Source organism: Pseudomonas sp. 3A(2025) (assembly GCF_054589175.1).
Genome location: NZ_BAAILM010000010.1, coordinates 103378 through 129191, shown reverse-complemented (window position 1 = coordinate 129191; position 25814 = coordinate 103378). Strand labels below are relative to the sequence as shown.

The 25814-nt window shown below is 63.2% G+C and carries 24 protein-coding genes and 1 pseudogene; 12 read left to right on the top strand and 13 right to left on the bottom strand.

Annotated elements, in window-relative coordinates; translation table 11 throughout:
* The first annotated feature begins 37 nt into the window (after positions 1 to 37).
* The 6 genes from ACYP2A_RS04235 to ACYP2A_RS04210 are packed head-to-tail and all read left to right on the top strand — an operon-like array spanning position 38 to position 7543.
* Positions 38 to 1099 carry a WD40/YVTN/BNR-like repeat-containing protein gene (locus ACYP2A_RS04235; protein ID WP_459743044.1) on the top strand — a complete coding sequence of 354 codons (1062 nt, stop codon included), beginning with the start codon at positions 38 to 40 and terminating at the stop codon, positions 1097 to 1099.
* A gap of 4 nt (positions 1100 to 1103) precedes the next feature.
* A complete protein-coding gene (locus tag ACYP2A_RS04230) occupies positions 1104 to 3578 on the top strand; it encodes an efflux RND transporter permease subunit (protein WP_459743043.1) in 2475 nt (824 codons plus the stop codon).
* A 15-nt stretch (positions 3579 to 3593) separates the two neighbouring features.
* Positions 3594 to 4796: an MFS transporter gene (locus ACYP2A_RS04225; RefSeq protein ID WP_459743039.1), complete on the top strand. Its 1203-nt coding sequence runs from the start codon at positions 3594 to 3596 to the stop codon at positions 4794 to 4796.
* Positions 4793 to 5785 (top strand): fumarylacetoacetate hydrolase family protein, encoded by a 993-nt coding sequence (locus ACYP2A_RS04220; RefSeq protein WP_459743038.1) that lies wholly within the window; start codon positions 4793 to 4795, stop codon positions 5783 to 5785. Before ACYP2A_RS04225 ends, ACYP2A_RS04220 begins: the two co-directional genes overlap by 4 nt.
* Positions 5776 to 6771, top strand: coding sequence for an NAD-dependent epimerase/dehydratase family protein (locus tag ACYP2A_RS04215; RefSeq protein WP_459743036.1), 996 nt, complete (start codon positions 5776 to 5778; stop codon positions 6769 to 6771). Before ACYP2A_RS04220 ends, ACYP2A_RS04215 begins: the two co-directional genes overlap by 10 nt.
* The gene (locus tag ACYP2A_RS04210) at positions 6758 to 7543 is read left to right on the top strand and encodes a cyclase family protein (RefSeq protein WP_459743035.1); all 786 of its coding nucleotides are present in this window, start codon (positions 6758 to 6760) and stop codon (positions 7541 to 7543) included. The genes ACYP2A_RS04215 and ACYP2A_RS04210 overlap by 14 nt, the downstream gene beginning before the upstream one ends.
* Here ACYP2A_RS04210 and ACYP2A_RS04205 read toward each other — a convergent pair.
* The 3 genes and pseudogenes from ACYP2A_RS04205 to ACYP2A_RS04195 all read right to left on the bottom strand — a co-directional run.
* Positions 7535 to 8695 (bottom strand): annotated as a pseudogene (locus ACYP2A_RS04205) (MFS transporter); the annotation flags it as partial. The gene ACYP2A_RS04210 and the pseudogene ACYP2A_RS04205 overlap by 9 nt on opposite strands.
* Position 8696: 1 nt before the next feature.
* Positions 8697 to 10703, bottom strand: a complete 2007-nt coding sequence (locus ACYP2A_RS04200) for a TonB-dependent receptor (protein WP_459743033.1) — start codon at positions 10701 to 10703, stop codon at positions 8697 to 8699.
* A gap of 112 nt (positions 10704 to 10815) precedes the next feature.
* The gene (locus ACYP2A_RS04195) at positions 10816 to 11721 is read right to left on the bottom strand and encodes a helix-turn-helix transcriptional regulator (RefSeq protein ID WP_459743031.1); all 906 of its coding nucleotides are present in this window, start codon (positions 11719 to 11721) and stop codon (positions 10816 to 10818) included.
* Positions 11722 to 11868: 147 nt separating this feature from the next.
* On the opposite strand from ACYP2A_RS04195, the gene ACYP2A_RS04190 reads away from it, so the two are divergent.
* Positions 11869 to 13056 (top strand): FAD-dependent monooxygenase, encoded by a 1188-nt coding sequence (locus ACYP2A_RS04190; RefSeq protein WP_459743029.1) that lies wholly within the window; start codon positions 11869 to 11871, stop codon positions 13054 to 13056.
* Here ACYP2A_RS04190 and ACYP2A_RS04185 read toward each other — a convergent pair.
* Together ACYP2A_RS04185 and ACYP2A_RS04180 are read right to left on the bottom strand one after the other, a co-directional pair.
* Positions 13031 to 13669 (bottom strand): helix-turn-helix domain-containing protein, encoded by a 639-nt coding sequence (locus tag ACYP2A_RS04185; protein ID WP_459743027.1) that lies wholly within the window; start codon positions 13667 to 13669, stop codon positions 13031 to 13033. The two genes, ACYP2A_RS04190 and ACYP2A_RS04185, sit on opposite strands and share 26 nt — an antisense overlap.
* Positions 13666 to 13833: a hypothetical protein gene (locus ACYP2A_RS04180; RefSeq protein WP_459743025.1), complete on the bottom strand. Its 168-nt coding sequence runs from the start codon at positions 13831 to 13833 to the stop codon at positions 13666 to 13668. Before ACYP2A_RS04180 ends, ACYP2A_RS04185 begins: the two co-directional genes overlap by 4 nt.
* 235 nt (positions 13834 to 14068) lie before the next feature.
* On the opposite strand from ACYP2A_RS04180, the gene ACYP2A_RS04175 reads away from it, so the two are divergent.
* From ACYP2A_RS04175 to ACYP2A_RS04160, 4 genes are read left to right on the top strand one after another with little or no spacing between them, the layout of a single operon-like run.
* A complete protein-coding gene (locus tag ACYP2A_RS04175) occupies positions 14069 to 14734 on the top strand; it encodes an amino acid ABC transporter permease (protein WP_459743023.1) in 666 nt (221 codons plus the stop codon).
* On the top strand, positions 14715 to 15374 hold the full coding sequence (locus ACYP2A_RS04170; protein ID WP_459743021.1) for an amino acid ABC transporter permease: 660 nt from the start codon (positions 14715 to 14717) through the stop codon (positions 15372 to 15374). The genes ACYP2A_RS04175 and ACYP2A_RS04170 overlap by 20 nt, the downstream gene beginning before the upstream one ends.
* Positions 15371 to 16153 carry an amino acid ABC transporter ATP-binding protein gene (locus ACYP2A_RS04165; RefSeq protein WP_459743019.1) on the top strand — a complete coding sequence of 261 codons (783 nt, stop codon included), beginning with the start codon at positions 15371 to 15373 and terminating at the stop codon, positions 16151 to 16153. Before ACYP2A_RS04170 ends, ACYP2A_RS04165 begins: the two co-directional genes overlap by 4 nt.
* 27 nt (positions 16154 to 16180) lie before the next feature.
* A complete protein-coding gene (locus ACYP2A_RS04160; protein ID WP_459743017.1) occupies positions 16181 to 17077 on the top strand; it encodes a transporter substrate-binding domain-containing protein in 897 nt (298 codons plus the stop codon).
* A 115-nt stretch (positions 17078 to 17192) separates the two neighbouring features.
* Here the strand turns inward: ACYP2A_RS04160 and ACYP2A_RS04155 are convergent, their stop codons facing one another.
* The 7 genes from ACYP2A_RS04155 to ACYP2A_RS04125 all read right to left on the bottom strand — a co-directional run bounded on the left by ACYP2A_RS04155 (position 17193) and on the right by ACYP2A_RS04125 (position 23744).
* A complete protein-coding gene (locus tag ACYP2A_RS04155; protein WP_459743015.1) occupies positions 17193 to 18428 on the bottom strand; it encodes an allantoate amidohydrolase in 1236 nt (411 codons plus the stop codon).
* Complete coding sequence (locus tag ACYP2A_RS04150) at positions 18425 to 18916, bottom strand: L-2-amino-thiazoline-4-carboxylic acid hydrolase (RefSeq protein WP_459743013.1); 492 nt, start codon at positions 18914 to 18916, stop codon at positions 18425 to 18427. Before ACYP2A_RS04150 ends, ACYP2A_RS04155 begins: the two co-directional genes overlap by 4 nt.
* A 55-nt stretch (positions 18917 to 18971) precedes the next feature.
* On the bottom strand, positions 18972 to 20123 hold the full coding sequence (locus ACYP2A_RS04145) for a branched-chain amino acid ABC transporter substrate-binding protein (RefSeq protein ID WP_459743011.1): 1152 nt from the start codon (positions 20121 to 20123) through the stop codon (positions 18972 to 18974).
* A 94-nt stretch (positions 20124 to 20217) separates the two neighbouring features.
* The gene (locus ACYP2A_RS04140; protein WP_459743009.1) at positions 20218 to 20934 is read right to left on the bottom strand and encodes an ABC transporter ATP-binding protein; all 717 of its coding nucleotides are present in this window, start codon (positions 20932 to 20934) and stop codon (positions 20218 to 20220) included.
* Positions 20927 to 21700: an ABC transporter ATP-binding protein gene (locus ACYP2A_RS04135; RefSeq protein ID WP_459743007.1), complete on the bottom strand. Its 774-nt coding sequence runs from the start codon at positions 21698 to 21700 to the stop codon at positions 20927 to 20929. Before ACYP2A_RS04135 ends, ACYP2A_RS04140 begins: the two co-directional genes overlap by 8 nt.
* Complete coding sequence (locus tag ACYP2A_RS04130; protein ID WP_459743005.1) at positions 21697 to 22797, bottom strand: ABC transporter permease subunit; 1101 nt, start codon at positions 22795 to 22797, stop codon at positions 21697 to 21699. The genes ACYP2A_RS04135 and ACYP2A_RS04130 overlap by 4 nt, the downstream gene beginning before the upstream one ends.
* Positions 22794 to 23744, bottom strand: a complete 951-nt coding sequence (locus ACYP2A_RS04125) for a branched-chain amino acid ABC transporter permease (RefSeq protein ID WP_459743003.1) — start codon at positions 23742 to 23744, stop codon at positions 22794 to 22796. Before ACYP2A_RS04125 ends, ACYP2A_RS04130 begins: the two co-directional genes overlap by 4 nt.
* Positions 23745 to 23913: 169 nt before the next feature.
* Here ACYP2A_RS04125 and ACYP2A_RS04120 point away from each other — a divergent pair, with 169 nt between their 5' ends.
* On the top strand, positions 23914 to 24816 hold the full coding sequence (locus tag ACYP2A_RS04120; protein WP_459743001.1) for a LysR substrate-binding domain-containing protein: 903 nt from the start codon (positions 23914 to 23916) through the stop codon (positions 24814 to 24816).
* Here the strand turns inward: ACYP2A_RS04120 and ACYP2A_RS04115 are convergent.
* On the bottom strand, positions 24788 to 25756 hold the full coding sequence (locus tag ACYP2A_RS04115) for a LysR substrate-binding domain-containing protein (protein ID WP_459742999.1): 969 nt from the start codon (positions 25754 to 25756) through the stop codon (positions 24788 to 24790). The two genes, ACYP2A_RS04120 and ACYP2A_RS04115, sit on opposite strands and share 29 nt — an antisense overlap.
* Positions 25757 to 25814: the final 58 nt, after the last annotated feature.

Below are 25814 nucleotides of genomic sequence, written 5' to 3'. Positions count from 1 at the left end.
CGGCTCCCCCATAACAAGAAAATAAAGGTGGCGTGCAATGAACAAGCTATTTACCCGCTGGCTGCTGGCAACCTGTTGCTGCCTGACGCCAGCCTTTGCAGCACACGCCACGGATGCGTTGCAACAACCCGCCGTGCAAGGCCCGCAAGCCTTGCGCGCGGTACTGCAAGACGTCACCCGCGCCGGCAATCGTCTGGTCGCGGTGGGCGAGCGCGGTGTGGTGCTACTGTCCGATGACAACGGTCAGCATTGGCGCCAGGCCATGGCGGTGCCGGTCAGTGTCAGCCTGACCGCCGTGCAGTTTGTCGATGCGCGCAACGGTTGGGCGGTCGGTCACGCCGGTGTGGTGCTGCGCAGCGAAGACGGCGGCGAGCACTGGGTGTTGCAACTGGACGGTGTGCGTGCCGCGGCGGTGGAGTTGCGTGCCGCCGAGGCGTCTGGCGACAGCGAGCGCATCGGTGCCGCCAAACGCCTGGTCGCCGATGGCGCCGACAAACCGCTGCTGGCCGTCAGTTTCAGCGATGCTGGTCACGGCCTGGTGATCGGCGCCTACGGCCTGGCCTTGGCCACCGCCGATGGCGGGCGTACCTGGCAATCGCAATCGGCCCGGTTGCCCAACCCCGGCGGCCTGCACTTGTATGCCATGGCGCGTCAGGACCGCGACCTGTACATCGCCGGCGAACAAGGGCTGCTGCTGCGCTCCGCTGATGCCGGCGAGCATTTCGAAGCGCTCGAAGGCCCGTATGAAGGCAGCTATTTCAGCATGGCCGTGTTGCCCGACAAGCGCCTGCTGGTCGGTGGCCTGCGCGGCAAGTTGTTTGTTTCCCGCGATCAGGGCCAAAGCTTCGAGGCGCTGGCCAATCCGATACCGGCCTCGCTCAACGCCATTCGCGTGACCCAGGACCAACTGCTGCTGGCCAATCAGGCCGGCCTGCTGTTGCGCAGCGGCCTGGGCGAGTTTTCAGCCAGACCGCAAGCGGTGTCCGAAGGCCTGCCACTGACGGGCGTGATCCAGGCCGCCGATGGCGCGCTGATCACCGTGGGCATGGCCGGCGCACGCCGTCTGACGCCTTTATCCTCTTCATCTTCGGCGGACTGAGCCCATGCACGTTTCGACTTCCCCGGCGCCGTCCAGCGGCCGCCTCGACGACTTCGACAGCGCCTCCGGCTCCTTGCTGGAACGCGCACTGTTCAACCACCGTACCCTTGTTGTGCTGCTGTGCCTGGTGGCGACTCTTTTACTCGGCTGGCAGGCCACGCGCCTGACCCTGAATGCCAGCTTTGAAAAAACCATCCCGCACCAACACCCGTTCATTCACAACTATATGGAGCATCGTCAGGAACTGGCCGGGCTGGGTAATGCGGTGCGCATCGCGGTGGCCAACCCGCAAGGCTCGATCTACGCCAAGGATTATCTGCACAGCCTGCAACAGCTCAACGACGAGATTTACCTGCTGCCCGGCGTCGACCGTGCGGCGATGAAATCGCTGTGGACGCCATCCACGCGCTGGACCGGCGTGACCGAAGAGGGCCTGGAAGGCGGGCCGGTGATTCCTGATGGCTACGACGGCGGCGCGCAGAGCCTGCAGGCGCTGCAACGCAACATCGAGCGCTCCAACGAGATCGGCCAGCTGGTCGCCTTCGACCAGCGATCGAGCATCATTTACGTGCCGCTGCTGGACAAGACTCCGGATGGCCAGACCCTCGACTACACCGCATTGGCCCATGAACTGGAAACCCTGCGCGCCAAGTACCAGGGGCAGGGCGTGGACATTCACATCACCGGCTTCGCCAAGGTGGTCGGCGACCTGATCGATGGCCTCAAGCAGATTTTGCTGTTCTTTGCCGCCGCCATCGTCATCACCGGCGTGGTGCTTTACGGCTACACCCGCTGCCTGCGCAGTACCGCGCTGGTGGTGGTCTGTTCGCTGGTCGCGGTGGTCTGGCAACTGGGGCTGTTGCCGTTGCTGGGTTATGAGCTGGACCCGTATTCGGTGCTGGTGCCGTTTCTGGTGTTCGCCATCGGCATGAGCCACGGCGCGCAGAAAATGAACGGCATCATGCAGGACATCGGCCGCGGCATGCACCGGCTGGTCGCGGCGCGCTTTACCTTTCGCCGGCTGTTCTTTGCCGGCTTGACCGCGTTGCTCTGCGATGCGGTGGGCTTTGCCGTGCTGATGATCATCAAGATTCCGGTGATCCAGGACCTGGCAGTGATCGCCAGCCTGGGCGTGGCGGTGCTGATCTTCACCAACCTGATTCTGCTGCCGGTGCTGCTGTCGTACATCGGCGTCAGCCCGGTGGCGGCCAAGCGCAGCCTGCGTGCTGAAGAGGCCGAGGCGGGCGGGGCAGAAAAACCTGCGCTGTGGCGCGCCCTCGACCTGTTCACCCAGCGGCGTTGGGCAACGCTGTGCATCGTGGTGGCGGCGCTGATGGCGGTCGGCGGCTTTGCCGTGAGCCTGCACCTGAAGATCGGCGATCTCGACGCCGGCGCCCCGGAGCTGCGCCCCGACTCGCGTTATAACCGCGACAACGCCTTCATCACCGAGCATTACGGCGCCAGCAGCGATATTTTCGCGGTGATGGTACAAACCCCGCCCGGCGGCTGCTCGGCCTACGACACGCTCAAGCGCGTCGACCAACTGGACTGGCAACTGCGCGGCCTGGCCGGCGTCGACTCGACCAATTCGCTGGCACTGCTCAACCGCCGCGTGCTGGTGGGCCTGTCCGAAGGCAGCCCCAAATGGTACGAGCTGGTCAACAACCAGGCGACCCTGAACATGGTCACCGCCGGCGCCCCGCGTGGCCTGTACAACGACGACTGCAGCCTGCTGACGCTGTACGCCTACCTCACCGACCACAAGGCCGACACCCTGACCCGCGTGGTCGACAGCGTGCAGGCGTTTGCCAGACAGAACGACAGCGAACAGGCACGCTTTGTCCTCGCCGCCGGCAGTGCCGGCATCGAGGCGGCGACCAATATCGTGGTCAAGCAGGCCAACCGCGACATGCTCTGGTGGGTCTACGGCGCGGTGATCGTGTTGTGCCTGGTGACCTTCCGCTCGTGGCGCGCGGTGGTCTGCGCGGTGCTGCCGCTGGTGCTGACCTCGATTCTGTGCGAAGCACTGATGGTCGGCCTGGGCATGGGCGTCAAGGTCGCGACCTTGCCGGTGATTGCGCTGGGCGTGGGCATCGGCGTCGATTATGCGCTGTACGTGATGAGCATCGTGCTCGCCGAAATGCGCAAGGGCGCCAACCTGTCGCAGGCCTATTACCGGGCGCTGCTGTTCACCGGCAAGGTGGTGATGCTGACCGGCGTGACCCTGGCCATCGGCGTCGGCACCTGGGTGCTGTCGCCGATCAAGTTCCAGGCCGACATGGGCGTGCTGCTGGCCTTCATGTTTGTCTGGAACATGGTCGGCGCGCTGGTGCTGCTGCCGGCGCTGGCCTACTTCCTGTTGCCGCAGCGCGTGGCGCTGGCCGAAAACCCTGTCGTCGAGCCTGGCTATAAGGCGCAGCGTGAAACCGACAGCCCATCCACGGCCAGCGTTCGCGATGGCAAGCCGGTTCAGGCCTGAGAAGAGGAGTCAGCGATGAATACACACGCTCATGCAGGCCGCGCCCAAGCCGCCTTGCTGTTGTTCTGCAGTTGCCTGCCGGTGTTGGGCGCGGTGCTGATCGCCCCGGTATTGCCGCGCATGCAGGCGCATTTTGTCGATACGCCGGGGGCGGCGGTGCTGGTGCCGATTGCCCTGACCCTGCCGGCGCTGGTGATCGCCTTGCTGGCGCCACTGGCCGGGATTCTCGCTGACCGCATCGGCCGGCGTCGTTTGCTGTTGGGCAGCATGTTGCTGTACAGCCTGTGCGGCGTGCTGCCGCTGTGGCTCGACTCGTTGCACCTGATCGTCGCCAGCCGCGCCAGCATCGGCCTGGCCGAGGCGGGGATCATGACCTGCTGCACGACGTTGATGGGCGACTACTTCGACGGCCGGCGCCGCGAGCGGCTGTTTGCCTTGCAGATGGTCGTCACCTCGCTGTCGGCGGCGCTGTTCATGGGCCTGGGCGGCGCGCTGGGCGAACACGGCTGGCGCACGCCGTTTGTGCTGTATGCCGCAGGCCTGGTGTGCCTGCCGTTGCTGGCCCTGTTGCTCTGGGAGCCACAAGTACAGATCAAGGCTGTTGGCCACAGCACCGAGCGCTTTCCCTGGCGCGCGTTGAGCCCGCTGTATGTGCTGACTTTTCTGGCCGGCGTCAGCCTGTTCATCGTCCCGGTACAGGCCGGTTATCGCCTGCAAATGCTCGACATCCACGCCCCGCAGCAGATCGGCATGGTCATGGGCGCTAATCAGTTGGGCGTGCTGCTGGGGGCCTTGAGCTTTCGCTGGTTTTCCCGTCAGCCGGCCCCACGTGCTCTGGCACTGGGCTTTGTCGTTGCAGGTCTGGGCGGTGCGCTGATGGCGCAGGTGGCCAGCCTGGAATGGATGGCGCTGGCGGTAATGATCAACGGCCTAGGCATCGGCCTGCTGCTGCCGACGCTGATCACTCAGGTCATGGCCCAGGTCGGCTTCGAACAGCGTGGCCGCGCCACGGGCGGATTCACGGCGGCCATTTTTGCCGGCGAGTTCGTCAGCCCGTTACTGGTGCTGGCGATCACCGCCGGCAGCACCGCACAACTGCCCACGGCCTTGCTGGTGATCGCCGGCGTGCAACTGCTGCTCGCGCCGCTTTGCCTGATCCTGCTGCAGCGTCGCCAGCCCGACAACGTCCAGCCACTGATTGAAAGGAACACACCATGAAACTGGCCACACTCAATGACGGCAGCCGCGACGGTTGCCTGCTGGTGGTGTCCCGCGACCTGGGCCGCGCCGTCAAGGCGACGGACATCGCCGCCACCTTGCAAACGGCGCTGGAACACTGGGCAAGCGTCGAGCCTGCGCTGCAACACCTTTACCGGCAACTGAACGCCCATCAGGCCGCGCACGCCTTCGATCTGGACATCGCGCAACTGGCCGCACCCTTGCCGCGCGCCTGGCAGTGGCTCGACGGTTCGTGCTTTCTCAGCCACGGCGAACTGATGCAAAAAGCCTTCAACCTCGACCCCATCGACGGCGCCGAGCGTATTCCGCTGATGTACCAGGGCGCCAGCGATGATTTTCTTGGGCCGCGTGCCGATATCCCGCTGCCCAGCGAAGCGCATGGCATCGATTTCGAGGGCGAGTTCGCCGTGCTGCTCGATGCCGTGCCGATGGGCTGCCCGGCTGAAGCGGCGCTGGATCATGTGCGCCTGGTGCTGCAGCTCAACGATGTCAGCCTGCGTGCGCTGGCGCCCAGAGAGATGCGCACCGGCTTTGGTTTTCTCCAGGCCAAGCCTGCCAGCAGCTTTGCCCCGGTGGCGGTGACCCCGGATGAACTGGGCGATGCCTGGCGCGACGGCCGTGTGCATCTGCCGCTGCAGGTCGAATGGAACGGCGAGTGGTTCGGCCATCCGCACGGCGGCGCGATGCATTTCGGCTTTGATCAGTTGATCGCCCACGCGGCGCTGACCCGCCGGCTGTGCGCTGGCACGCTGATCGGTTCGGGCACCGTGTCGAACGCTGACCGCTCAGTGGGCTCGGCGTGCATTTCCGAGCGGCGCGCCATCGAGATGATCGAACACGGCCAGCCGCGCACCGGCTTCATGCGCTTTGGCGACCGGGTGCGCATGGAAGCGCGCGGCGCGGACGGCGAGGTGCTGTTTGGCGCCATCGATCAGCACGTGGTGCAGGGGGGCTGGCCATGCGCGTGATGGTCACCGGCGCCAACGGCTTTGTCGGTCGTGCACTGGTGCGGCGTTTGCTCGGCGAGGGCACGTTGCGCGGTCGTCGTATCGACGCATTGTTGTTGCTCGATCAACAACTGGACGATGTGCCGGACGACCGCCGCGTGCGGCGTCACCCCGGCAACCTGTGCGATGCTGCCTTGCTGCGCCGGGTGCTGGCCGACGGCGTCGATGTGGTGTTTCACCTGGCTTGCTTGCCGGGTGGTGCTGCCGAAGCCAATTACGAACTGGGTTATCAGGTCAACCTGCAAGCCAGCCTGGAACTGCTGCAACAGCTGCGCAACCACGAACGCCCGCCGGTGATTGTCTACGCCAGCACGGTTGCGGTGTATGGCGGCGAGTTGCCCAGGCGTATGGACGAACAGCATCTGCCGCGCCCGCAACTGTCGTATGCCGCGCACAAGCTGATGATTGAAACCGCGCTGCAAGACCTGACCCGCCACGGCCTGCTCGATGGCCGCGCGTTGCGCCTGCCGGGCCTGGTCGCCCGGCCCCGGCAGCCGAACGGCTTGCGCTCGGCCTTCATGAGCGACCTGCTGCATGCCTGCGCAGCCGGTGAGGCCTACACCTGCCCGGTGTCGCCACAGGCCACGGCGTGGTGGATGTCGGCACGCTGCTGCGTCGACAACCTGCTGCATGCCGCGCAACTCACTGATCCTGGTGAACAGCGCGTCTGGCAAGTGCCGGTGTTGCAGTTGTCCATCGAGCAAGTGCTGGATGCACTGACCGCCTGCTTTGGCCCGCAATGCCACGAACGAATCGGCTTTGAGCCCGACCCGGCGCTTGAAGCCTTGTTCGGGCGCTTGCCGCCGATGCACACGCCCATCGCCCGCGCCCTGGGCTTTCGCCACGACGGCTCGGCTGCCGCCTTGCTGCGCAACGCCCTCGACATTCAACCGCGCCGCCGCCGTGCGACGCCTGTTAAAGGAATGGCCCTGCATGAACCTCACTAAACGCCGTTTGCTCGACCTCTCGGTGACTCTGGACAACAACCCTTACACCGACCCGCCGCCGTTGCTGCCGAAAATCGACTACATGGACCACCAGCAAGGCTGGCCGGAAATGGCCGCGATGTTTCCCGGCCTGCGCATGGAAGACCTGCCGGGTCAGGAGTCCTGGGCCGCCGAGCGCTTGCAGATCACCACCCACAGCGGCACCCACATGGACGCACCCTGGCACTACGCCTCGACCACCGACGGCGGCAAACCGGCCTTCGGCATCGACGAGCTGCCACTGGAGTGGTGCCTGCAACCGGGGGTGAAACTGGACTTTCGGCATTTGCCCGACGGGCATCTGGTCACTGCCGCCGAAGTAGAAGCCGAGCTGGCGCGCATCGGCCACGACCTGCAACCGCTGGACATCGTGCTGGTCAACACCCGCGCCGGCAGCCTGTTCGGCCAGCCCGGTTATCTGGATGCCGGCATCGGCATGGGCCGCGAAGCCACGTTGTACCTGCTCGAGCGCGGTGTGCGTGTGGTCGGCACCGATGCCTGGAGCTGGGACGCCCCGTTCAAATACACCCGCGAACGCTTCGCCGAAACCGGTGACGCCTCTCTCATATGGGAAGGGCATAAGGCCGGGCGTGATATCGGCTACGGGCAGATGGAAAAACTCGCCAACCTCGACCAGTTGCCAGCGAGCGGATTTCTGGTCAGTTGCTTCCCGTACAAGATTCGCCATGCCTCGGCAGGCTTCGTCCGCGCCGTGGCGATTTTAGAGGCGTAGGCATAACCACCGCGCCGGCCACAGGCAGGCGCAGGCGATTGCGGCCAGGCCGTACAGCAGTGGCGCATAACCCAGGTGATGCGCCACCTGCAGGGCGGCAATCGAGGCGAGCATGGCCACGGCTGCATCGGTCGATTGCAGCAAGGCGTAATCGGTGGCTGGCTGGTGCGGGCGTACTTGCCCCATCAGCAGGTTGTACAAGGTCACAAAGCCGATGGCGGCGGCGATATTCACCAGCGCAAACAGCGCCAGCCACAGGTGCAGATTCACTATTCGGGCGCCCAACGCCGCCGCCAGGGCAATGCCGGCGTGGATCAGCATGCTTGGCATCAGGCAGCGCCACATGCCGAGGCGCCTGGCCATCCAGCTACCCAGCACAATCCCCACACCGCTGGCCAGCGTGCCATACAGCGTAGTCACCAGCCCCAACTGGCTGAAGTCCAGGCCGTTGTCCAGCAGCATCACGGTTTGCACCGCCATCAGCCCGCGCATCGCCAGGTAATAAATCGCCACCAGCGCCAGCGCCGGCCACAGTGCCTTGATCGTTTGCCGATCCAGCCGCGGCGGCGCGGCGTGCGACAACGGTGCGCGGCTGGCCGGTAGCCAGGCCAGCGGCAGCAACAGGCTCAGGGACAACAATGCCATGGCGATAAATCCGCCGCGCCAGCCCCAGTATTCAGCCAGATATAGAAACGCCAGGCTGCCGAACACCACGCCCAGGTAACTGCCGCCCACTTGCGCGGCATTGGCGAACGGTCGTTCATGGCTGTCGCAGGTGGTGATGGTGATCGCATCGGCATACACGTCGTGAGTGGCCGACAACAGCGCCAGCAGCATCAACGCCAACAGGATCGGGTACAGCGAATGCGCAGGCGAAAGGGCACTGATGACCAGCAGAATCACGGCCATGCCCAGTTGCAGCATCACCAGGCTGCCCAGATAACGATTGCCGCGCAGGCCCAGGCAATGGCGCTCACACCACGGTGCCCAGAAGCATTTGCCCACCCACGGCAAAAAGGTCAGCGACAACAGGCTGAGACTGGCCAGGTCCAGGCCCTGATGGCGGAAGTAACCCGTGACCCCTTGCAGCATCAAGGCGGTGAGCATGCCTTGGTGCAGGTAGTAGGACCAATAGGGCACATAGCGGCGCACCTTAGAACGACGCCTTGACGCTCAGGCCCAGTTCGCGGCCGGTGCCCGGCTGGGCAAACTGCTGGCCGGGCGCCGACTCATAGGCGTAGGTGCGGTACAGCTTGTCACCGAGGTTATTGCCGTACAGCGCCAGTTCCAGATCAGGCTGGGGCAGCCAGGCGAGGCGGGCGTCGAGCAGGGTGTAGCCGCTTTGTGCGACCTGGTTGTCGACATCGAAATAATGCTTGCCGGTGTAGCTTGCGCCCACGCCGGGACGGATTTCACCGGGCACACCTGCAAAGAACAGACTGTGCTCAGCCGACACACGCAGCGTGCGTTGCGGGGTAAAGGTCAAGTGATTGCCCTGGCGGGTCGAGTCCAGCAAGCGGTTGCGGTTCAGGGTGCCGGCCAGGCGCAGGCGGGTGGCATCGTTGGCTTGCCAGTCCACAGATAATTCCGCGCCCTCGCTGCGTGCCTTGCCGATATTGGCCAGCGACTGGGTGCCGGTGCCGGCATCGCCGATAAACTGCTGCACATCGTCGATATCGATGCGGTACAACGCAGCATTGAGCCACACGCGCTTGTCGAGCAGGCTGGCTTTGACCCCGACTTCCATGTTCAGGGATTTTTCCGGTGAGTACGCCACCGCATCCGGGGTAATGGCGCCAATGCGGTTATAGCCGCCGGCCTTGAAGCCTTTGCTCAGCGAAGCGTACAGGCGCGCATCGGGCGTCGCCTGCCAGCCCAGCGCGACTTTGGGCGTGGTGCTGGTGAAGGTGTCGTTGCCGTTGTAGTCGAAGCCCGGGGTGTACAGCGCGTTTTGCTGCACGTAGCGGGTCTCGGCCTTTTCTTCGCTATGGCGCGCGCCGAGGGTCAAATCCCAGCGCGGCGCCAGGTGCCAGGTGAATTCGCCGAACACGGCTTTCTCGGTGTTTTCGATACGGCTGTCGGCCTGACCGTACACGCCGAACAACGGCGCGCTGCTGTCGGGTTGCCGCTGCGAATGGCTTTTGCTGTTTTGCCAGTACAGCCCGGTCACCAGGTCCCAGGCCCGCTCGGCGCCTTGCGTCGACAGGCGCAACTCCTGGCTGACGGTGCGCTGGGTCTCCGGCCACAGAAAACCCAGGTCGCCGAACAGCCGCTCATGCCGGTAGCTTTGCAGAGCACTGACAGCGGTCAGGCGCCAGCTGTCATTCAGGCTCCAGTCCAGCGTCGCGCTGCTGCTTTCGACGCGGCGTACGTACACCGACTCCAGCAACGGCACGCTGGCTCGGCGCTTGCCGTAGGTGGCGTCGGCCAGGTATTGCTCGTTGTACGAGCGCAGTTTGTCGCGGGCATAGGCCAGGCGCAGGCTCAGGTCGTCGGTGGGCTTGAACAGCAGGCCAACACGGCCGCCGCCGTTGTCGCTGTCGCCGTGGTGCTCACTGCCGGTCAGGTCGCCGTCGGTGTCGTCGCGGTACACCGCGCCTTGTACATACAGGCGCTCGCTGACCAGCGGCGCCGAACCACTGACGGCGACTTGCTGGTGCAGGTTGCTGAAGCGGCTTTGCACGGTGGCGGTCGGGGTGTCGTCGGGCTGGCGGGTGGTGATGTTCAGCGCCCCGGCATGGGCGTTGCGGCCATACAGCGTGCCTTGCGGGCCCTTGAGCAGTTCGATCTGTTCGATGTCGAGCAATTGCTGGTTGAAGGTACCCAGGTATTGCGGCACGCCATCGACATAAATGCCCACCGGCGCATTGTACGGGTCTGAGGACGAGATGCCGCGCAGGCTCAGGCTGGGGAACACATCGGCACCGGTGTTGCGCACCAGCAGTTCAGGAAACACCCGCTCCAGCTCGCCGCTGCGGTAGACATTGGCCTGCTCAAGGTCTGCTTCGGTGGCCACGGCCAAGGCCAGATCGGTCTGGTTCTGGGCCTGCACCCGCTTGCTGGCGGTCACCTGTAAATCAGGCAGGGTCAGGGCCGAGTCGGCGAACGTGCAGGGGCTGATAGCGAACAGCACCGCAAGGCTGAGCAAAGAGCGTTGCATGGCAATAACCTGAGGCAGAAGAGATGGCCAGATGGTCGCGTTACGGCGCATTGCCTGCGCGCGCGATCAGGGTGGTCACGCGCGTGATCGGGTCATTTGTTGATAGTCATTATCATTTGCCGGGCGATTCGCAGCGATTGCGGTACTCGCTGGGCGCCACACCGTGATGGCGCCGAAACACTTTGGCGAAGTGGCTGGGGTTGGAATAACCGACCTCCAGCGCCGCATCCACCACCCGTTCGCCGCGTTGCAGGCGCTCGGCGGCCCGCTGCATGCGCACATCCTGAAGCAAGGCGTAGGCGCCTTTGCCGTACACCTGGCGAAAGCCCTGTTTGAGTTTGCGCACATTCAGCGTTACCGCGTCGGCCAGGGCTTCAAGGGTCCAGGGTTCGGCGGGGCGTGCCTGCAATAAGCCATGGGCCTGCTCGATACGTGCCCGATCGCGCGCACCGACCGCCGGCTGGCTGTGGGCGCTTTGCAGGTAGCCGACCATCTCGCCAAGCATCTCGAACGCCTTGCCGCGCAAAAAGATGTCCCGCGCCACGCCCTGCAACGGGCAATCGAGCATGGCCATGCCGACCTTGCGCAGCACGGTCGGGGCCGGGAACTGCACCATTCTGGCCAGGCCGTCACCCGAAATACGTCGTTCCCACAGCCCGGCCTGGTCGAGCAGATGCCGATCGATGCCGATACGGCTCAGCACCTGCGGGGCGAAGCTGATGTTGACCCCACGCACGCGGGTATTGGCCGCCAGCAGGCCTTCACCCTGAATCGCCACGCTGCCGTGGTACAGGCAGCAAGTGTCGGGGCTCAGCAGCATGAACGGGGTATCGGCAAACTGTCGCCAGCCGCCGCCCTGGGCGTAGTAGGCAATCGACAGCGACGGCTCGCTGTTGGCCTGAATATGACAGTCCTGGGTCGGTTGTAAATCCAGCACACGAATATCCAGTTCTTCATCGGCCAGGTTGGCAAAGGTCGGGGACAGCGGCTGATCGGCGACGTAGTGGTTGATGGACATTGGACAGGCCCCTGAGTATTCAATGGCCAAATGATAACACTTGTCATTAAAGGGCTGATCACGCGCATTTGATGCCTGATCGCGCGCGCGTCATCGCCGCCATGGCGACAACCTTGCCCGTCATCGTCGATGCACAGGACACCTCTCGTGACAGCAAAGATTCTGATTCAAGGCGCCGGCATTGCCGGGCTGGCGGCCGCCTGGTGGCTGAAGCAGCGCGGCTTCGCACCGACCCTGGTCGAAAAGGCGCCTGACCTGCGCTGCGACGGTTTTGTTCTCAGCCTGGGCGGCAGCGGTTATCACATTGCCGGGCAGATGGGCATTCTCGAAGGCCTGCAAGCCAAGGGCGTCGAGCTGGGGCGCACGCAGTTTCGCGACAGCCAGGGCCGCGATGTATTACTGATCGATCATCGCAAACACCTGCGCCAGACCAACCTGCTGCCGGTGTGTCGCGATGATCTGGTGCTGGCGCTGCACCGGGCACTTGGCGATCAGGTGCCGATTCACTTCAATACCCAGGTGCACACGCTGGAGCAACAGGCCGACGGCGTGCAGGTGATCTTCGACAACGGCGAGCAACAACGCTTCGATTTTGTGGTGGCGGCCGACGGTTGTTTCTCGACCCTGCGCCAGCGTTACTTCGCCAGTGACGAGCAGTGCCTCAAGTCGCTCGGCTACAGCGCGGCGGCGTTTACCCTGCAAGGCCAGCAGGCGCGTGGCGGCGAGCGCCATGTATCGTTCTCCGAACCCGGTTACACCGTTGAGCTGTACGGCATGCGCAAGGATCTGCTGGCAGCGCTGTTTGTCTGGCAAGACCACGAACAGCGCCGCGTGCCGCGTGAGCAACGCGCCGCCTGGCTGCGCGAGGTGTTTGCCCATGCGCATGAGGATATTCAGGCCGCCCTGGCGGCGCAGCCCGACAGCTTCTATCTCGACCATTTGATGCAGGTGCAGTTACCGAGCTGGCATCAGGGCCGGCTGGTGTTGCTGGGTGATGCGGCGCATTGCCTGACCCTGGCGTCGGGACGCGGGGCGAGCATGGCCTTGACCGGTGCCTGGTTGTTGGCCGAAGAGTTGTCGCGCAGTCAGGACACTGCCGCTTTAGGCCGTTATGAAGCGCGCTTGCGCCCGGACATCGACCTGCTGCAGGCGCTGGCGCCGCGCATGGCCAACTGGTACGTGCCCACCACCCGATTGAGCTGGCACAAGCGCAACCTGTTCATGCGCTTCACCCCCGACTGGCTGGCCGCCTGGATGCTGCGCCGCACGTTTGCGCAACTCGATCGCAGCGCGTTGAGCGAGGCGGTGCTTAATCCAGCCGTTCAGGGTGGGTAATCACCAGATACGCCACCGCGTCGCTGTCGGCCGGGTTGCGGTAGCGATGCGGCTGGTCGGCGTAAAACAAAATCGAGTCACCGGGGGAAAGCAAGTAGCGCTCTTCATTGACGCTGATTTCCAGCACGCCCTGAGAAACCACCAGGTTTTCCTGCACGCCGGCTGCGTGGCCCTGAGAGATTTCCTCGCCCAGCGCGCTCAGGCGGATTTCATAAAATTCGGTTTGTCGCGAATGATCGAAAGGAAACAGCGCACGGCTGACAAAGCTGCCGTTCGGGCTGACCAGGCGCTTGCTCTGTTGCACCGGCAGCAGTTCCACGCCCTCAAAGGCGCGGGTTTCCAGAAAAGCGGCCACCGAGACTTTCAGGCCTTTGGCAATCTTGCACAGCACCTTGATCGAGGGCACGCTGCGCCCGGACTCGATCTGCGCCAGCATCGCCCGGCTGACCCCGCTCAAACGGGCAAGGGCATCCAGCGACAAGTAACGTTTGCTGCGCAGGCGTTGCAGGTTCTGGGCGACGCGTTCACCAATCAGATCGTCATCAGCGGTTGCGCACTCGGTCGCCGGGGGCTGCACATCCTGTGCCGCCGCCGCGGTACGCAACAGGCTCATGGACGAGCCTTGGCGAAATCCGGGTTGTTCTCGGCTTGAAACAAAGACCACATGGTGAGATTTGCCCGGGCGCTGTACATCGCCCACATCAGCTCGGCCTGGCGCTGTGCTTCACGGCGTTTGCGAAAGCGGGTGAGGTCGAGGATTTGGGCAGTGGCTTGCATGGCAGGCTCTCGGTACGAGGTAAGTGGGCCTACAGTAGCGATTTAGCGTTAGCGCTAGAAATACTGAATTGACATTTGGTAATTCCATTTCGAGCTTAAAAACCTGATGCTCCATTTCAGGGCGTTTTGCGCGGAAAACACTATGCTTATTCAATAAGGTTATTTATTGACAGGCGATTGGCTCAATTAGGCTATATAGAACTGGCCACAAGCCAAGCCTTATTAAGCCTTAGTAATGACCCTCGACTACGCATTTATCCTTACCACCCTGCCGGCGTTTCTCAAGGCGGTGGGCGTCACATTGCAGGTGGGCCTGATCGCGATCTGCACCTCCTTAATCGTGGCGCTGGTCAATAACGTCATCCTGATGTTCCGCACCCCGGTGCTGTATCGCCTGATCGGCCTGTATGTCGAACTGGCGCGCAACACGCCCTTGCTGATCCAGCTGTTCTTTATTTATTTCGCGCTGCCGACCCTGGGCATCAAGGTCTCGGGCTTCAGTGCCGCGATCATCACCATGACCTTTCTCGGCGGCGCCTACCTGACCGAAGTGCTGCGGGCCGGCATTGAGGCGGTGCCGAGCGCGCAACTCGAATCGGGCCGCTCTATCGGCCTGTCGGACTGGCAACTGCTGCGCCATGTGATCCTGCCGCAAGCGGGCATCCTCAGTTTGCCGGCGCTGTTCGCCAACTTCATCTTCCTGCTCAAGGAAACCACGGTGGTGTCGGCCGTGGCGGTGCCCGAGATTCTCTACACCACCAAGAGCTACATCGCCCTGTACTACAAGACCTACGAGATGCTCACGGTGCTGACCCTGATTTGCGTGTTGCTGTTCCTGCCGTTGTCGCTGCTGCTCAGCCGTCTGGAAAGGAGGCTGCAACATGGCCAGTTCGGGTCTTGAACTGCTCTGGGTGTCGCTGCCGCTGCTGGGCGAAGGCGCTGCCCGGACCTTGTCGATTTCGGCGCTGGGCATCCTGTTCAGTACCGCAGGCGGTCTGTTGTATGGCTCGCTGAGCACGCTGGGCATTACCTGGCTCAATGTCGTGTTGCGGGTTTACCTGGAGCTGTTCCGGGCGATCCCGGTGCTGGTGTGGCTGTACCTGCTGTTTTTCGGCCTGCCGATCTTCTTCGGCCTGAGCCTGTCCAGCTTCTGGTGCGCAGTCCTGGTGTTGAGCCTGTGGGGCGCCAGCGAAGTGGGCGAGGTCGCCCGTGGCGCCCTCAAGTCGCTGCCGCGTGGCCAGCGTGAAGCCGGGCTGTCGATTGGCCTGTCGGCGTTGCAGTTGTACGGTTATGTGCTGGTGCCGCAGGCGCTCAAGCGCATGACGCCGCCGACCATCAATATCTACACGCGGATCATCAAGACCAGCTCGCTGGCGGTGCTGATCGGCGTGGTCGATGTGATCAAGGTCGGCCAGCAGATCATCGAGCGTACCTACGAATCGGTGCTGATCTACGGCGCTCTGTTCCTGTTTTTCTTTTTCATCTGCTACCCGCTGTCACTCGCCTCGCGGGTGCTGGAGCGGCGCTGGACACAAGCATGAGTGCATTGATCGAGTTCAAGGGCTTCAACAAGTTTTTCGGCAGCAACCAGGTGCTCAAGGCCATCGACTTACAGGTCGAGGCTGGCGAGGTCATTGTCGTGCTCGGTCCCAGCGGCTGCGGCAAAAGTACCCTGTTGCGCTGCCTCAACGGCCTGGAGCAGGCGCAAGGTGGCGAGCTGAACTTTGACGGCCAGCAACTGCTGGCGCCGGGCACCGACTGGCGCAAGGTACGCCAGGACATCGGCATGGTGTTCCAGAGCTATCACCTGTTCCCGCACATGACCGTGCTCGACAACATTCTGCTCGGCCCGCTGAAAGTCCAGCGCCGCCCGCGCAAGGAAGCCCTGGCCCAAGCCGAAGCGCTGCTGGAGCGAGTCGGGCTGGCGGACAAGCGTGATGCTTTTCCGCGCCAGTTGTCCGGTGGCCAGCAGCAACGCATCGCCATCGTCCGCTCGTTGTGCATGAACCCCAAAGTCATGCTTTTCGATGAAGTCACCGCCGCCCTGGACCCGGAAATGGTCAAGGAAGTGCTGGAAGTGATCCTTGATCTGGCGCGCGGCGGCATGACCATGCTCATCGTCACCCACGAAATGGGCTTCGCCCGCGCCGTGGCCGACCGCATCGTGTTCATGGAAGCCGGAAGCATCCTTGAACAAAGAACCCCCGAGTCTTTCTTCAACGACCCTTCGAGCGCACGTGCGCAGCAGTTTCTGGAGAAGTTCTCTTATGTAGAAAGCCTGCCGGGCAAGCACACCGCGCCCAAGGCCGCTGTTATCTAAAAGCCATAGAGCCCTTTAGGAAATCACATGACTACTGCCTCGTTTAAAACTGCTCGATCACTGCTGTTGTTGCCTTTGCTGGGGCTCGGTCTGCTGTCCGGCTGCGGCAATGGCGACAAACCTGCCAAACCGGCCGCCGCTGCACCGACCGCCGCAGCGCCGGCCAGCTATCTGGACAAGATCAAGGCCCGCGACAAGCTGATCGTCGGCGTCTTCACCGACAAGCCGCCGTTCGGTTTCGTTGACGAGAAGGGCAAATACGTCGGCTTCGATACCGACATCGGCCGCCAGTTTGCCAAGTCGCTGCTGGGCGACGAGAACAAGGTCGAGTTCGTTGCTGTCGAGCCGGCCAGCCGTATTCCGTTTCTGCAAAGCGACAAGGTCGACATCATCCTCGCCAACATGACTGTGACGCCGGAGCGCAAGGAAGCGGTGGAATTCACTAACCCCAACCTGAAAGTCGCCGTTCAGGCCCTGGTGCCGGACAACAGCCCGGTGCACAAGCTCGATGACCTGGCCGACAAGACCATCATCGTTACCACCGGTACCACCGCCGATGTGTGGCTGACCAAGAACCACCCGGACTGGAAGCTGCTCAAGTTCGAGAAAAACTCCGAATCCCTGCAAGCCCTGGCCAACGGTCGCGGCGATGCCTACGCGCAAGACAACCTGGTGCTGTTCAGCTGGGCCAAGCAAAACCCCGGCTACCGCACCCTGCCGGAAAAACTCGGCGGCGAAGCCCCGATTGCCCCGGCGGTGAAGAAGGGCAACATCGAACTGCGCGACTGGGTCAACACCGAACTGGCCAAGCTGGGCCAGGACAAATACCTGCTCAAGCTCTACGACCAGTACGTGCGCAAGGAACTGGCCGCCGACACCAAACCTGAAGACGTGATTGTCGAAGGCGGCAACTGGAAGGGTTGATCGGCTGGCACCCCGCATCCCCCGTAGGACCGGCTTTAGCCGGGAAACAGGCACCACAAATCTGCGGTGATGTCTTTCGCGGCTAAAGCCGCTCCTACGAGAGGGGGCGGCGGCGTTATTTTGTGGTTTTCGCCAGCATCGCCTGCAGCAGCACATTCGCCCCGGCTTCGGCCCAGTGCGGGTGGATGTGCTCCGCTTCGTTATGGCTCAATCCCTCCACGCATGGCACAAAAATCATCGAGGTCGGCGCCACGCGGTTCAGGTAGCAGGCATCGTGCCCGGCGCCTGAAATCATGCGTTTGTAGCTATAGCCCAACTCAACCGCCGCGCGCTCGACGTGCTCGATGCAGTCAGCATCGAAATTGATCGGCGCGTATTGAAAGATCTGCTTGAGGCTGTGCTGCAAGCCGCCCGCCTGGGCAATCGCCTCAACTTCATCGCGCAGTTGCGCATCCAGCCGTTCCAGCACGTGTTCATCCGGGTGACGAAACTCGACGCTGAACGCCACCCGTCCCGGCACCACGTTGCGTGAATTGGGAAACACCTGCACCCAGCCCACAGTGGCGCGGCCTTCGTCACCTTCGGCTACACCGATTTTATTCACCGCTTCAACCACCCGCGCCAGGCCCAGCAAGGCATCGAGGCGGTGGTTCATCGGTGTGGTGCCGGCGTGGGCGCTGCGGCCCTTGAGCTCGATATCGTACCAGCGCTGACCTTGTGCGCCCGTCACCACGCCGATGTCGAGGCCTTCGGCTTCAAGAATCGGTCCTTGTTCGATGTGCAGCTCGAACGCCGCATGAATCTCCCGGTTGCCCATCGGTTCGCTGCCGGCATAGCCGATGCTTTGCAACGCCTGACCGATGCTGATGCCCTGTGCGTCGGTGCGCGACAGGCCGTATTCAAGATCGAAAACCCCGGTATAAACGCCGGAGGCGATCATCGCCGGGGAAAAGCGCGAGCCTTCTTCGTTGGTCCAGTTGACCACCTCGATACTGCGCTCGGTTTCAATGCCGTGGTCGTTGAGGCAGCGGATCACTTCCAGGCCCGCCAGCACGCCATAAATGCCGTCGAACTTGCCGCCGGCGGGTTGCGAGTCACTGTGCGAGCCGGTCAGAACCGGCGCTTTGCTGTCATCGCGGCCGGGGCGGCGGGCGAACTGGTTGCCCATGGCATCGATCTTGACGCTGCAACCCGCTTCGATGGCCCAGCGTTTGAACAGCTCGCGGCCCTGACGGTCTTCTTCGGTCAGTGCCAGGCGCGACACGCCGCCATTCGGGGTCGCGCCGATCTGCGCCATTTCCATCAGCGAGTCCCACAGGCGCTGACCGTTGATGCGCGGCAGCGTGCTCATTGTCCGGACTCCGGGTGCTTGACCTTGTAGCGGAAGTTGCAGTGTGAATCGCCCTGCATCAGGGTCTGGGTGCGGGTCAGCTCGACATTGGGGTCGTAGCCGACGATAAACAGCTCGTCGCGGTTGCACGACAGCAAGTGGCCGATCTCGCCCAGGCCCATCTCGCGGTACATCTCGGCGTAACGGCAGCGGTGTACGTCGTAGTCGTAGTGGGTGGCGTCGCTGGCGATGATCTCGACTTTCAGCGCATCGTCCTGCTCCCACAGGGTTTGCAGGGCGACGAAGCCTGCGAGGTCCGGGCCGTTCGGCTCGCGCTCGGCAAAGTACTGACCGGCCTTGACCGCTGCTTGCGACACCGCCTCACCGATCACGACCTGCGCCTGTTGCTTGCCGTACTCGCGGACCAGAATCTCGTAGATCGGCTTGATGATTTCGGCTTCGATTCGCCGCCGGGCCAAAATACCCAGTTCGCCTTGGACTGCGCTCATGTCGGTTCTCCTCATTCACGGTCGGGGCGGGTTGGCCGCCCCGTTTCATTCATGTTCAGGGCTTGCCGCCGGCCACACTGACGGGCTGCCACGTGTTGGCTTTCACTTGATACACGGTGAAGGTCGGGTTTTTCAGGTTGCCCTGTGCATCGAATGCCAGGGTGCCGGTCACGCCCTGATACTCGCTAGTGCGCAGCACCGGCAGGTATTTTTTCGGGTCGGTGGAGCCTGCCTTTTCTAGGGCGGCGATCAGCACGCCGACGCCATCGTAGGCAAACGGCGCGTGCAGTTCGATCGGCTGCTTGTAGCGTTCTTTATAAGCTTGCTCGAAGGCCTTGCCGCCCGGCATTTGCTCGACCGCCAGGCCCGGCTCCAGAGCGATCACGCCTTCGCCGTCGTTTTGCGCCAGGGTCAGGAAGGTCTGGCTGACAAAACCGCCTGCGCCCATCAGCGTGGCCTTGATGCCCAATTGCTTGAGGCGCTTGGCCAGCGGTGCGGCCTGGGCGTCGACGCCGCCGAAGAAGATCAGGTCCGGGTTCTTGCTGCGGATGCTGGTCAGCACGGCACTGAAGTCGATGGTCTTGTCGTCGACGTATTCGCGCGCCACCACCTTGCTGCCGCCGGCCTCGATGGATTTGACGAACTGATCGGCCAGGCCCTGGCCGAACGCGGTGCGGTCATCGAGTACGGCGATGCGCCTGGCCTTGAGGGTTTGCAGCGCGTACTGGCCGGCGACCTGGCCGCCGTCGTCGTCATGGCCCATGACCCGCAGGCTGGTTTCAAAGCCTTGCTGGGTGTAGCCATGGCCGGTGGCGACCGGCGCCACTTGAGCAATCCCGGCGTCGTGATAAACCCGTGCAGCGGGAATGCTGGTGCCGGTGTTCCAGTGACCGACCACACCCACCACACCGGCATCGACCAGACGCTGGGCTACGGTGACGGCGGTGCGCGGGTCGGACTGGTCGTCTTCGGACAGCAGCTTGTAGGTCACCGCCTCGCCGCCGATTTTCGGATGGCGGGCGTTGGCCGCGTCGATGGCCAGTTGCGCGCCGTTTTCCAGGTCCTTGCCGATTCGGGCAGAAGGTCCGGTCAACGGGCCGGCAAGGCCGATGAGTACGGTCTGGTCGGCCTGGGCAATGGCTGAGGCCAGGCTGGAAAGCAGCAGGCCGGCGAGGGTGGCGCGTTTGATCAGGGCAGGGTAATGCATGCTGTGGATCCTTAGGCTTATTGCTATGAGGTACACGCCGGAGGCCCGGTGGCGTCGGATTTTTATAGAACGATCGGTCGTGAATCGGTGTTGTTCATTCACCCAGATACGCCGCGCGGACTTGCGGGTTGTCGAGTAACTGTTGCGAGGCGCCTTGCAGGCTGATCCGGCCGCTGTCCATCACGTAGCCGCGCTGGGTCACTTGCAGCGCCAGGCGGGCGTTCTGTTCCACCAGCAGCAGGGTCATGCCGGTTCGGCAGACGTCTTCAATCACTTGAAAGATCTTCTCGACCATCACCGGCGCCAGGCCCATCGACGGCTCGTCGAGCACCAGCAGGCGCGGGCGTGACATCAGGGCGCGGCCTAGCGCGAGCATCTGTTGTTCGCCGCCGGACATCAGCCCGGCCGGCTGCTGCAAGCGCCGGCGCAGGTGCGCAAAGCTGTCGAGAATCCGTTCGATATCGTCATTGATCGCTGTCGTGTCGTGGCGCAGATAGGCGCCGGCTTGCAGGTTTTCCAGCACGCTCATGCGCGCAAACACGCCACGGCCTTCGGGGACCATGGCCAGACCGAGCTTCAAACGCTCGTGCGCGGGTAGGTCGTTAAGCGGCTGGCCGGCAAAGTGCAGGCTGCCGGCGCTGGCCGGAATCAAGCCGGTCAGCGCCTTGAGCGTCGAGGTCTTGCCGGCACCGTTGGCGCCGATCAGCGTCACGTGTTCGCCGGCGTCGACGTGCAGGTTCAGCGATTTCACCGCTTCGATAGCGCCGTAATGCACGCTCAGGTTGCGGATTTCCAGCAGGGCTTCAGGCATGTGCGCCGGCTCCCAGATAGGCTTCGATCACCAGTGGGTCATGGCGCACCAGCTGCGGCGTGCCGTGTGCGATGACCTTGCCGTGGTCGAGTACGGTGATGCGGTCGCACAAGCCCATAACCAGTTTGACGTCGTGTTCGATCAACAGCAGGGTGCGGCCGTCGTCGCGAATCTTCGCCAGCAGGGTGCGCAGTTGCTGTTTTTCCGTGGCGTTCATGCCGGCCGCCGGCTCGTCCAGCGCCAGCAGGCGTGGCTCGGTGGCCAGGGCGCGGGCGATTTCAAGGCGCCGTTGATGGCCGTACGACAAGGTATCGGCGCGCTGTGCCGCCAGTTCACCGATGCCGACATACTCCAGCCACTGCTGGGCGATGCGCCGGGTCTCGGCTTCTTCGCGGCGGGCGCGGCCATGGCGCAGCAAAGCAGCCAGCAGGCCGTTGCGGGTGCGTACATGGCGACCGACCATGACGTTTTCCAGCGCGCTCATGGCTTTGAACAGGCGAATATTCTGAAAGGTGCGGGCGATGCCGGCACGCGCGACTTCATGCACCGACGACGGTTTGTATGCCTGGCCCTGCAACGCAAAGTGGCCGCTGTCGGCCTGGTACAGCCCGGTCATCACGTTGAAAAAAGTGGTCTTGCCCGCGCCATTGGGACCGATCAGGCCGTGTACTTCGCCGGCCTGGATCTGCAGATCAACGCCTTGCAGCGCGGCGACGCCGCCGAAGCTTTTATGCACGCTATGGATGTGCAGCAGGGGCGTACTCATGGGCGCTGCTCCCGTTGCGCGGGCCATAGACCGGTCGGTCTGAAATGCATTACCAGAATCAGCGCCAGCCCGTAGACCAGTTGGCGGATCACTTCCGGGTCCACCAGCACTTCGCCAAACAGCGCCAGTTGCAGGCTGCTCATGCTCGCGCGCAACACTTCCGGCAAGGCGGCCAGCAGCACACAGCCGAGAATCACGCCGGGAATGTGGCCCATGCCGCCGAGTACTACCATGGCCAGCACCGCCACCGATTCGTTAAGGGTGAACGATTCTGGCGAAACAAAACCCTGGAACGAGGCAAACAACGCGCCGCCAATGCCGCCAAAGGCTGCGCCAATCGCGAACGCCAGCAGCTTCAGGCGCTTGGTGTTCAGGCCCATGGCCGCTGCGGCTTCTTCGTCTTCACGAATCGCCATCCACGCCCGGCCAATGCGCGAGTCTTGCAGGCGCAGGCAGGCGAGCATGATCAGCACCGCCAGCGCCGCGAAAAGATAGTAATAGAGGTACACCGACGGCAGCTTGAGGCCGAAGATTTCCTGGGTACGGGCCAGATTGACGCCAAACAACTGCACCGGCTCAATCGAAGAGATGCCTTTCGGGCCATTGGTGATGTTCACCGGACGGTCGAGATTGCGCATGAAGATGCGGATGATCTCGCCAAAGCCCAGAGTGACGATGGCCAGGTAATCGCCGCGCAGGCGCAGGGTCGGCGCACCCAGCACGATGCCCAGCCCGGCGGCGAGCAAGGCGGCCAGCGGCAGGATCAGCCAGATCGAGGTGTGCAGGCCATCGGGCAGTAGCGCGGCCAGTGCCGGAAACTGGGTCAACAAGTGCGGCGACGACAGCAGCGCCGCCAGGTACGCGCCCAGTGCGTAAAAGGCAATAAAGCCAAGGTCCAGCAGTCCGGCATAGCCGACCACGATGTTCAGGCCCAGGGCGAGCATGATGTACAACAGGGCAAAATCCAGGGTCCGCACCCAGGCATTGCCGCCGGTGTAACCGGCGATCCACGGCGCCAGCAACAGGGCGGCGGCAAACAGCACCAGGCCCAGTTTCGGGCTGGCTGCGCGTTTGAGGTTCAAGGCCAGGCTGATCATGCGCGCACCGCCAGCCGCTCGCCGAGCAGGCCCGAAGGGCGCAGCACCAGCACGGCGATCAGCACCATGAAGGCAAACACGTCCTGATAATTGCTGCCGAACACACCGTTGGTGAGTTCGCCCAGGTAACCGGTGCCCAGCGACTCGATCAGGCCCAGCAGCACGCCGCCGAGCATCGCGCCCTTGAGGTTGCCGATGCCGCCCAGCACCGCGGCAGTAAAGGCCTTGATGCCCGGCAAGAAACCCATCGAGAAATGCGCGTTGCCGTAGTTGCTGGCCATCATGATGCCGGCCAGCGCCGCCAGGGCACCGCCGATGGCAAAGGTCAGCACGATCACCCGGTTAGGGTTGATGCCCATCAGGCTGGCTACTTGCGGGTTCTCGGCCACGGCACGCATGGCGCGGCCCAGCCGGGTGCGGTTGACCAGCAGCAACAGCGCGCCCATCACCGCCATGGCAATGACCACGGTGGCAATAGCCGTGACATTGGTGATCGCCGGCGCGTGCTCTTCACTGCCCGCGGTGATCTCTATCGGGTCCAGCGGCAGCAGTTGCGGAAACATCTGCGGGTTGCGGCTCCAGATAATCATCGCCCCGGTCTGCAACAGCAACGATACGCCCAGGCCGCTGATCAGCGGCGCCAGGCGCGGAGCATCGCGCAGGCGGCGATAGGCAACCCGCTCGATCAACCCGGCCAGCAGCGCACAGGCCGCCATGGCCAGAACGGTAGCAATAGCCAGGACCAGCAGGTCCGGACAGCCCGGCAGGCTGGCCTGCAACACATGAATCACCGACAGGCCGACCAGCGCGCCGACCATCAACACATCGCCATGGGCGAAGTTGATGATGCGCAGGATTCCGTAAACCATGGTGTAGCCCAGCGCGATCAGCGCATACAGGCTGCCGAGCACCAGGCCGTTGAGCAATTGTTGAATGAAGGTATCCATGAACAAGAAAGCGCCAGCAAGCAAAGGCGGCACAGTAGGTATTTATTCTGTTTTTATCAAATATCCAAAATTCATATGGTTATATGCGTGCGAATTCAATTGTTGAATTTGTTTTGTTCCAGTAAATAGTGGGTTCTTGAATTCGGCTAATTGGCATTAAGCTCAATACATGAATAATTTAGAACAGTTGCACAGCGACCCACCGTTGCGCGCCGTGCGCACCTTCGAAGCTTTCGCCCGTCACGGTGGTGTCAATGCCGCCGCGCGTGAACTGGACGTCTCGGCCTCGGCGATCAGTCATCAGTTGCGCCTGCTGGAAGAGTTTCTCGGCCAGCCGCTGACCTCGCGCCAGGGCCGTAACCTGATCCTCACCGATGAGGGCCGCGAGTATTACCGGGCCATTCGCTCGGCCTTCGCGGTACTGCGCAGCGCCACCGACCATGTGCGTGAACAATCGGCCACCCGCCAGATCACCATCAGTCTGATCCCGATGTTCGGCATCAATCTGTTCATTCCCCGACTGGCTGAGTTTCTCGCCGAAAACCCCGGCGTCGACGTCAACGTCACCTACGCCAACCACCGCAGTTATCCCAGCGATGCGGCTGACATCTCGATTCGTTTCGGCACCGGTCACTGGCCCGGTTATCACAGCGAACCGCTGATGTCCGGCGCCGTCACGCCGTGGTGCAGCCCGGCCTTTTTGCAGCGCCACGGCCCGCTGGATTCACTCCAGGCGCTGACCGAACTGCCGCTACTTCACGACGAAGAACGCGGCACCTGGGCCCAATGGTTTCAGGCCGCCGGGCTGCGTCATCCATCGGCGCTGCAAGGCTTGCTATTCGAAGACGGTCAGTTGGCACTCACGGCCGCGTTGACCGGGCTTGGCGTGGCCTTACTGCGCGAACCGTTGATTGGCGGGCTGCGGGATCGCGGTGAATTGGTGAAGCTGGCCGATCATTCGCTGGATGACGGCCGTGCGTATTGCCTTTGTCGGCGTGCGGAAGGGCAGTTGTCCAAGGAGGGCCTGAACCTCTACAGCTGGCTCAAACGCGGGTTAGTGCAGGGGGAGTGACGATCCCGCGCAACGCATGCGGCCCCTCGCTCAACTGGCGACTGAGAAAGTCCAGGCACACCCGGATCTTTTCCGATTCCGAGCCGCGCACGGTGGTCACCGCCGAAACATCGGCGGCCTGGCGCCAGGCTGGCAACAGGCGCACCAGTTTGCCGGCCTCAAAACTGGGCGCCACATCCCAGGCCGAGGCGAGGATGATGCCGAAGCCATCGTGTGCCCATTCCCGCACGATATCGCTGTTATTGGCGGCCATGGGGCCGGTGACTTTCACGCTTTGCATGCCGCTGGGGCCTTCAAGCCGCCACAGGCCAAAACTGCTGTCGCGGTCGCGAAACAGCAGGCAGTCGTGGCGGGTCAAGTCGGCCAGTGAGGCGGGGTGGCCGCGTTGTTCAAGGTAGCTTGGCGCGGCACACAGAATGCGCTCGCTGCTGACGATCCTGTGCGCGATCAGGTGCTGTTCGCTGATCTCGCCGACGCGAATATCGATGTCGAACTGTTCGCCAATCAGGTCAGTGCGCTTGTCGGTCAGTTCCAGCCACACGTCGAGTTTCGGGTAGCGCTTGCGCAGCAAGGCCAGCACCGGCGCAACATGAAAACGCCCCAGTCGCTGGCTGGTGGTGATGCGCAGCAGGCCCTTGGGTTCGACCTTGTCGCCGTGGGCGGTGTCGAGCATGGTCTCGACGTCTTCAAGAATTTTGCGCGCCCAGACCAGCATCGCTTCGCCTTCACGGGTGATCGACACCCGCCGCGTGGTGCGGTTGAACAGCTTGCAGTTGAGGGTGTGCTCCAGAGTCGCCAGGCGCTTGCTGACATGCGCTGGCGAGATGCCTAGCTCGGCGCCGGCACTGGCGAAACTCGAACGTTTGGCGATGGTGACGAACAACAACAGATCCCTGAGAAACGGGTCATTGTTCGTTATTGGAGAATTCTGACTTTCCATGGGGGCTGATTATGCTGATTCGGGGAGAGAGTAGGCTGGATCGTAGCAGTACTCACCG

Excerpts from the sequence above, each read along its gene's own strand:
- ACYP2A_RS04195 (WP_459743031.1), bottom strand. The coding sequence starts at position 11,721 with ATGTCCATCAACCACTACGTCGCCGATCAGCCGCTGTCCCCGACCTTT.
- ACYP2A_RS04145 (WP_459743011.1), bottom strand. The coding sequence starts at position 20,123 with ATGCATTACCCTGCCCTGATCAAACGCGCCACCCTCGCCGGCCTGCTG.
- ACYP2A_RS04175 (WP_459743023.1), top strand. The coding sequence starts at position 14,069 with ATGACCCTCGACTACGCATTTATCCTTACCACCCTGCCGGCGTTTCTC.
- ACYP2A_RS04185 (WP_459743027.1), bottom strand. The coding sequence starts at position 13,669 with ATGAGCCTGTTGCGTACCGCGGCGGCGGCACAGGATGTGCAGCCCCCG.
- ACYP2A_RS04150 (WP_459743013.1), bottom strand. The coding sequence starts at position 18,916 with ATGAGCGCAGTCCAAGGCGAACTGGGTATTTTGGCCCGGCGGCGAATC.
- ACYP2A_RS04125 (WP_459743003.1), bottom strand. The coding sequence starts at position 23,744 with ATGGATACCTTCATTCAACAATTGCTCAACGGCCTGGTGCTCGGCAGC.
- ACYP2A_RS04140 (WP_459743009.1), bottom strand. The coding sequence starts at position 20,934 with ATGCCTGAAGCCCTGCTGGAAATCCGCAACCTGAGCGTGCATTACGGC.
- ACYP2A_RS04180 (WP_459743025.1), bottom strand. The coding sequence starts at position 13,833 with ATGCAAGCCACTGCCCAAATCCTCGACCTCACCCGCTTTCGCAAACGC.
- ACYP2A_RS04130 (WP_459743005.1), bottom strand. The coding sequence starts at position 22,797 with ATGATCAGCCTGGCCTTGAACCTCAAACGCGCAGCCAGCCCGAAACTG.
- ACYP2A_RS04210 (WP_459743035.1), top strand. The coding sequence starts at position 6,758 with ATGAACCTCACTAAACGCCGTTTGCTCGACCTCTCGGTGACTCTGGAC.
- ACYP2A_RS04120 (WP_459743001.1), top strand. The coding sequence starts at position 23,914 with ATGAATAATTTAGAACAGTTGCACAGCGACCCACCGTTGCGCGCCGTG.
- ACYP2A_RS04170 (WP_459743021.1), top strand. The coding sequence starts at position 14,715 with ATGGCCAGTTCGGGTCTTGAACTGCTCTGGGTGTCGCTGCCGCTGCTG.
- ACYP2A_RS04235 (WP_459743044.1), top strand. The coding sequence starts at position 38 with ATGAACAAGCTATTTACCCGCTGGCTGCTGGCAACCTGTTGCTGCCTG.
- ACYP2A_RS04200 (WP_459743033.1), bottom strand. The coding sequence starts at position 10,703 with ATGCAACGCTCTTTGCTCAGCCTTGCGGTGCTGTTCGCTATCAGCCCC.
- ACYP2A_RS04165 (WP_459743019.1), top strand. The coding sequence starts at position 15,371 with ATGAGTGCATTGATCGAGTTCAAGGGCTTCAACAAGTTTTTCGGCAGC.
- ACYP2A_RS04215 (WP_459743036.1), top strand. The coding sequence starts at position 5,776 with ATGCGCGTGATGGTCACCGGCGCCAACGGCTTTGTCGGTCGTGCACTG.
- ACYP2A_RS04230 (WP_459743043.1), top strand. The coding sequence starts at position 1,104 with ATGCACGTTTCGACTTCCCCGGCGCCGTCCAGCGGCCGCCTCGACGAC.
- ACYP2A_RS04225 (WP_459743039.1), top strand. The coding sequence starts at position 3,594 with ATGAATACACACGCTCATGCAGGCCGCGCCCAAGCCGCCTTGCTGTTG.
- ACYP2A_RS04160 (WP_459743017.1), top strand. The coding sequence starts at position 16,181 with ATGACTACTGCCTCGTTTAAAACTGCTCGATCACTGCTGTTGTTGCCT.
- ACYP2A_RS04220 (WP_459743038.1), top strand. The coding sequence starts at position 4,793 with ATGAAACTGGCCACACTCAATGACGGCAGCCGCGACGGTTGCCTGCTG.
- ACYP2A_RS04155 (WP_459743015.1), bottom strand. The coding sequence starts at position 18,428 with ATGAGCACGCTGCCGCGCATCAACGGTCAGCGCCTGTGGGACTCGCTG.
- ACYP2A_RS04115 (WP_459742999.1), bottom strand. The coding sequence starts at position 25,756 with ATGGAAAGTCAGAATTCTCCAATAACGAACAATGACCCGTTTCTCAGG.
- ACYP2A_RS04135 (WP_459743007.1), bottom strand. The coding sequence starts at position 21,700 with ATGAGTACGCCCCTGCTGCACATCCATAGCGTGCATAAAAGCTTCGGC.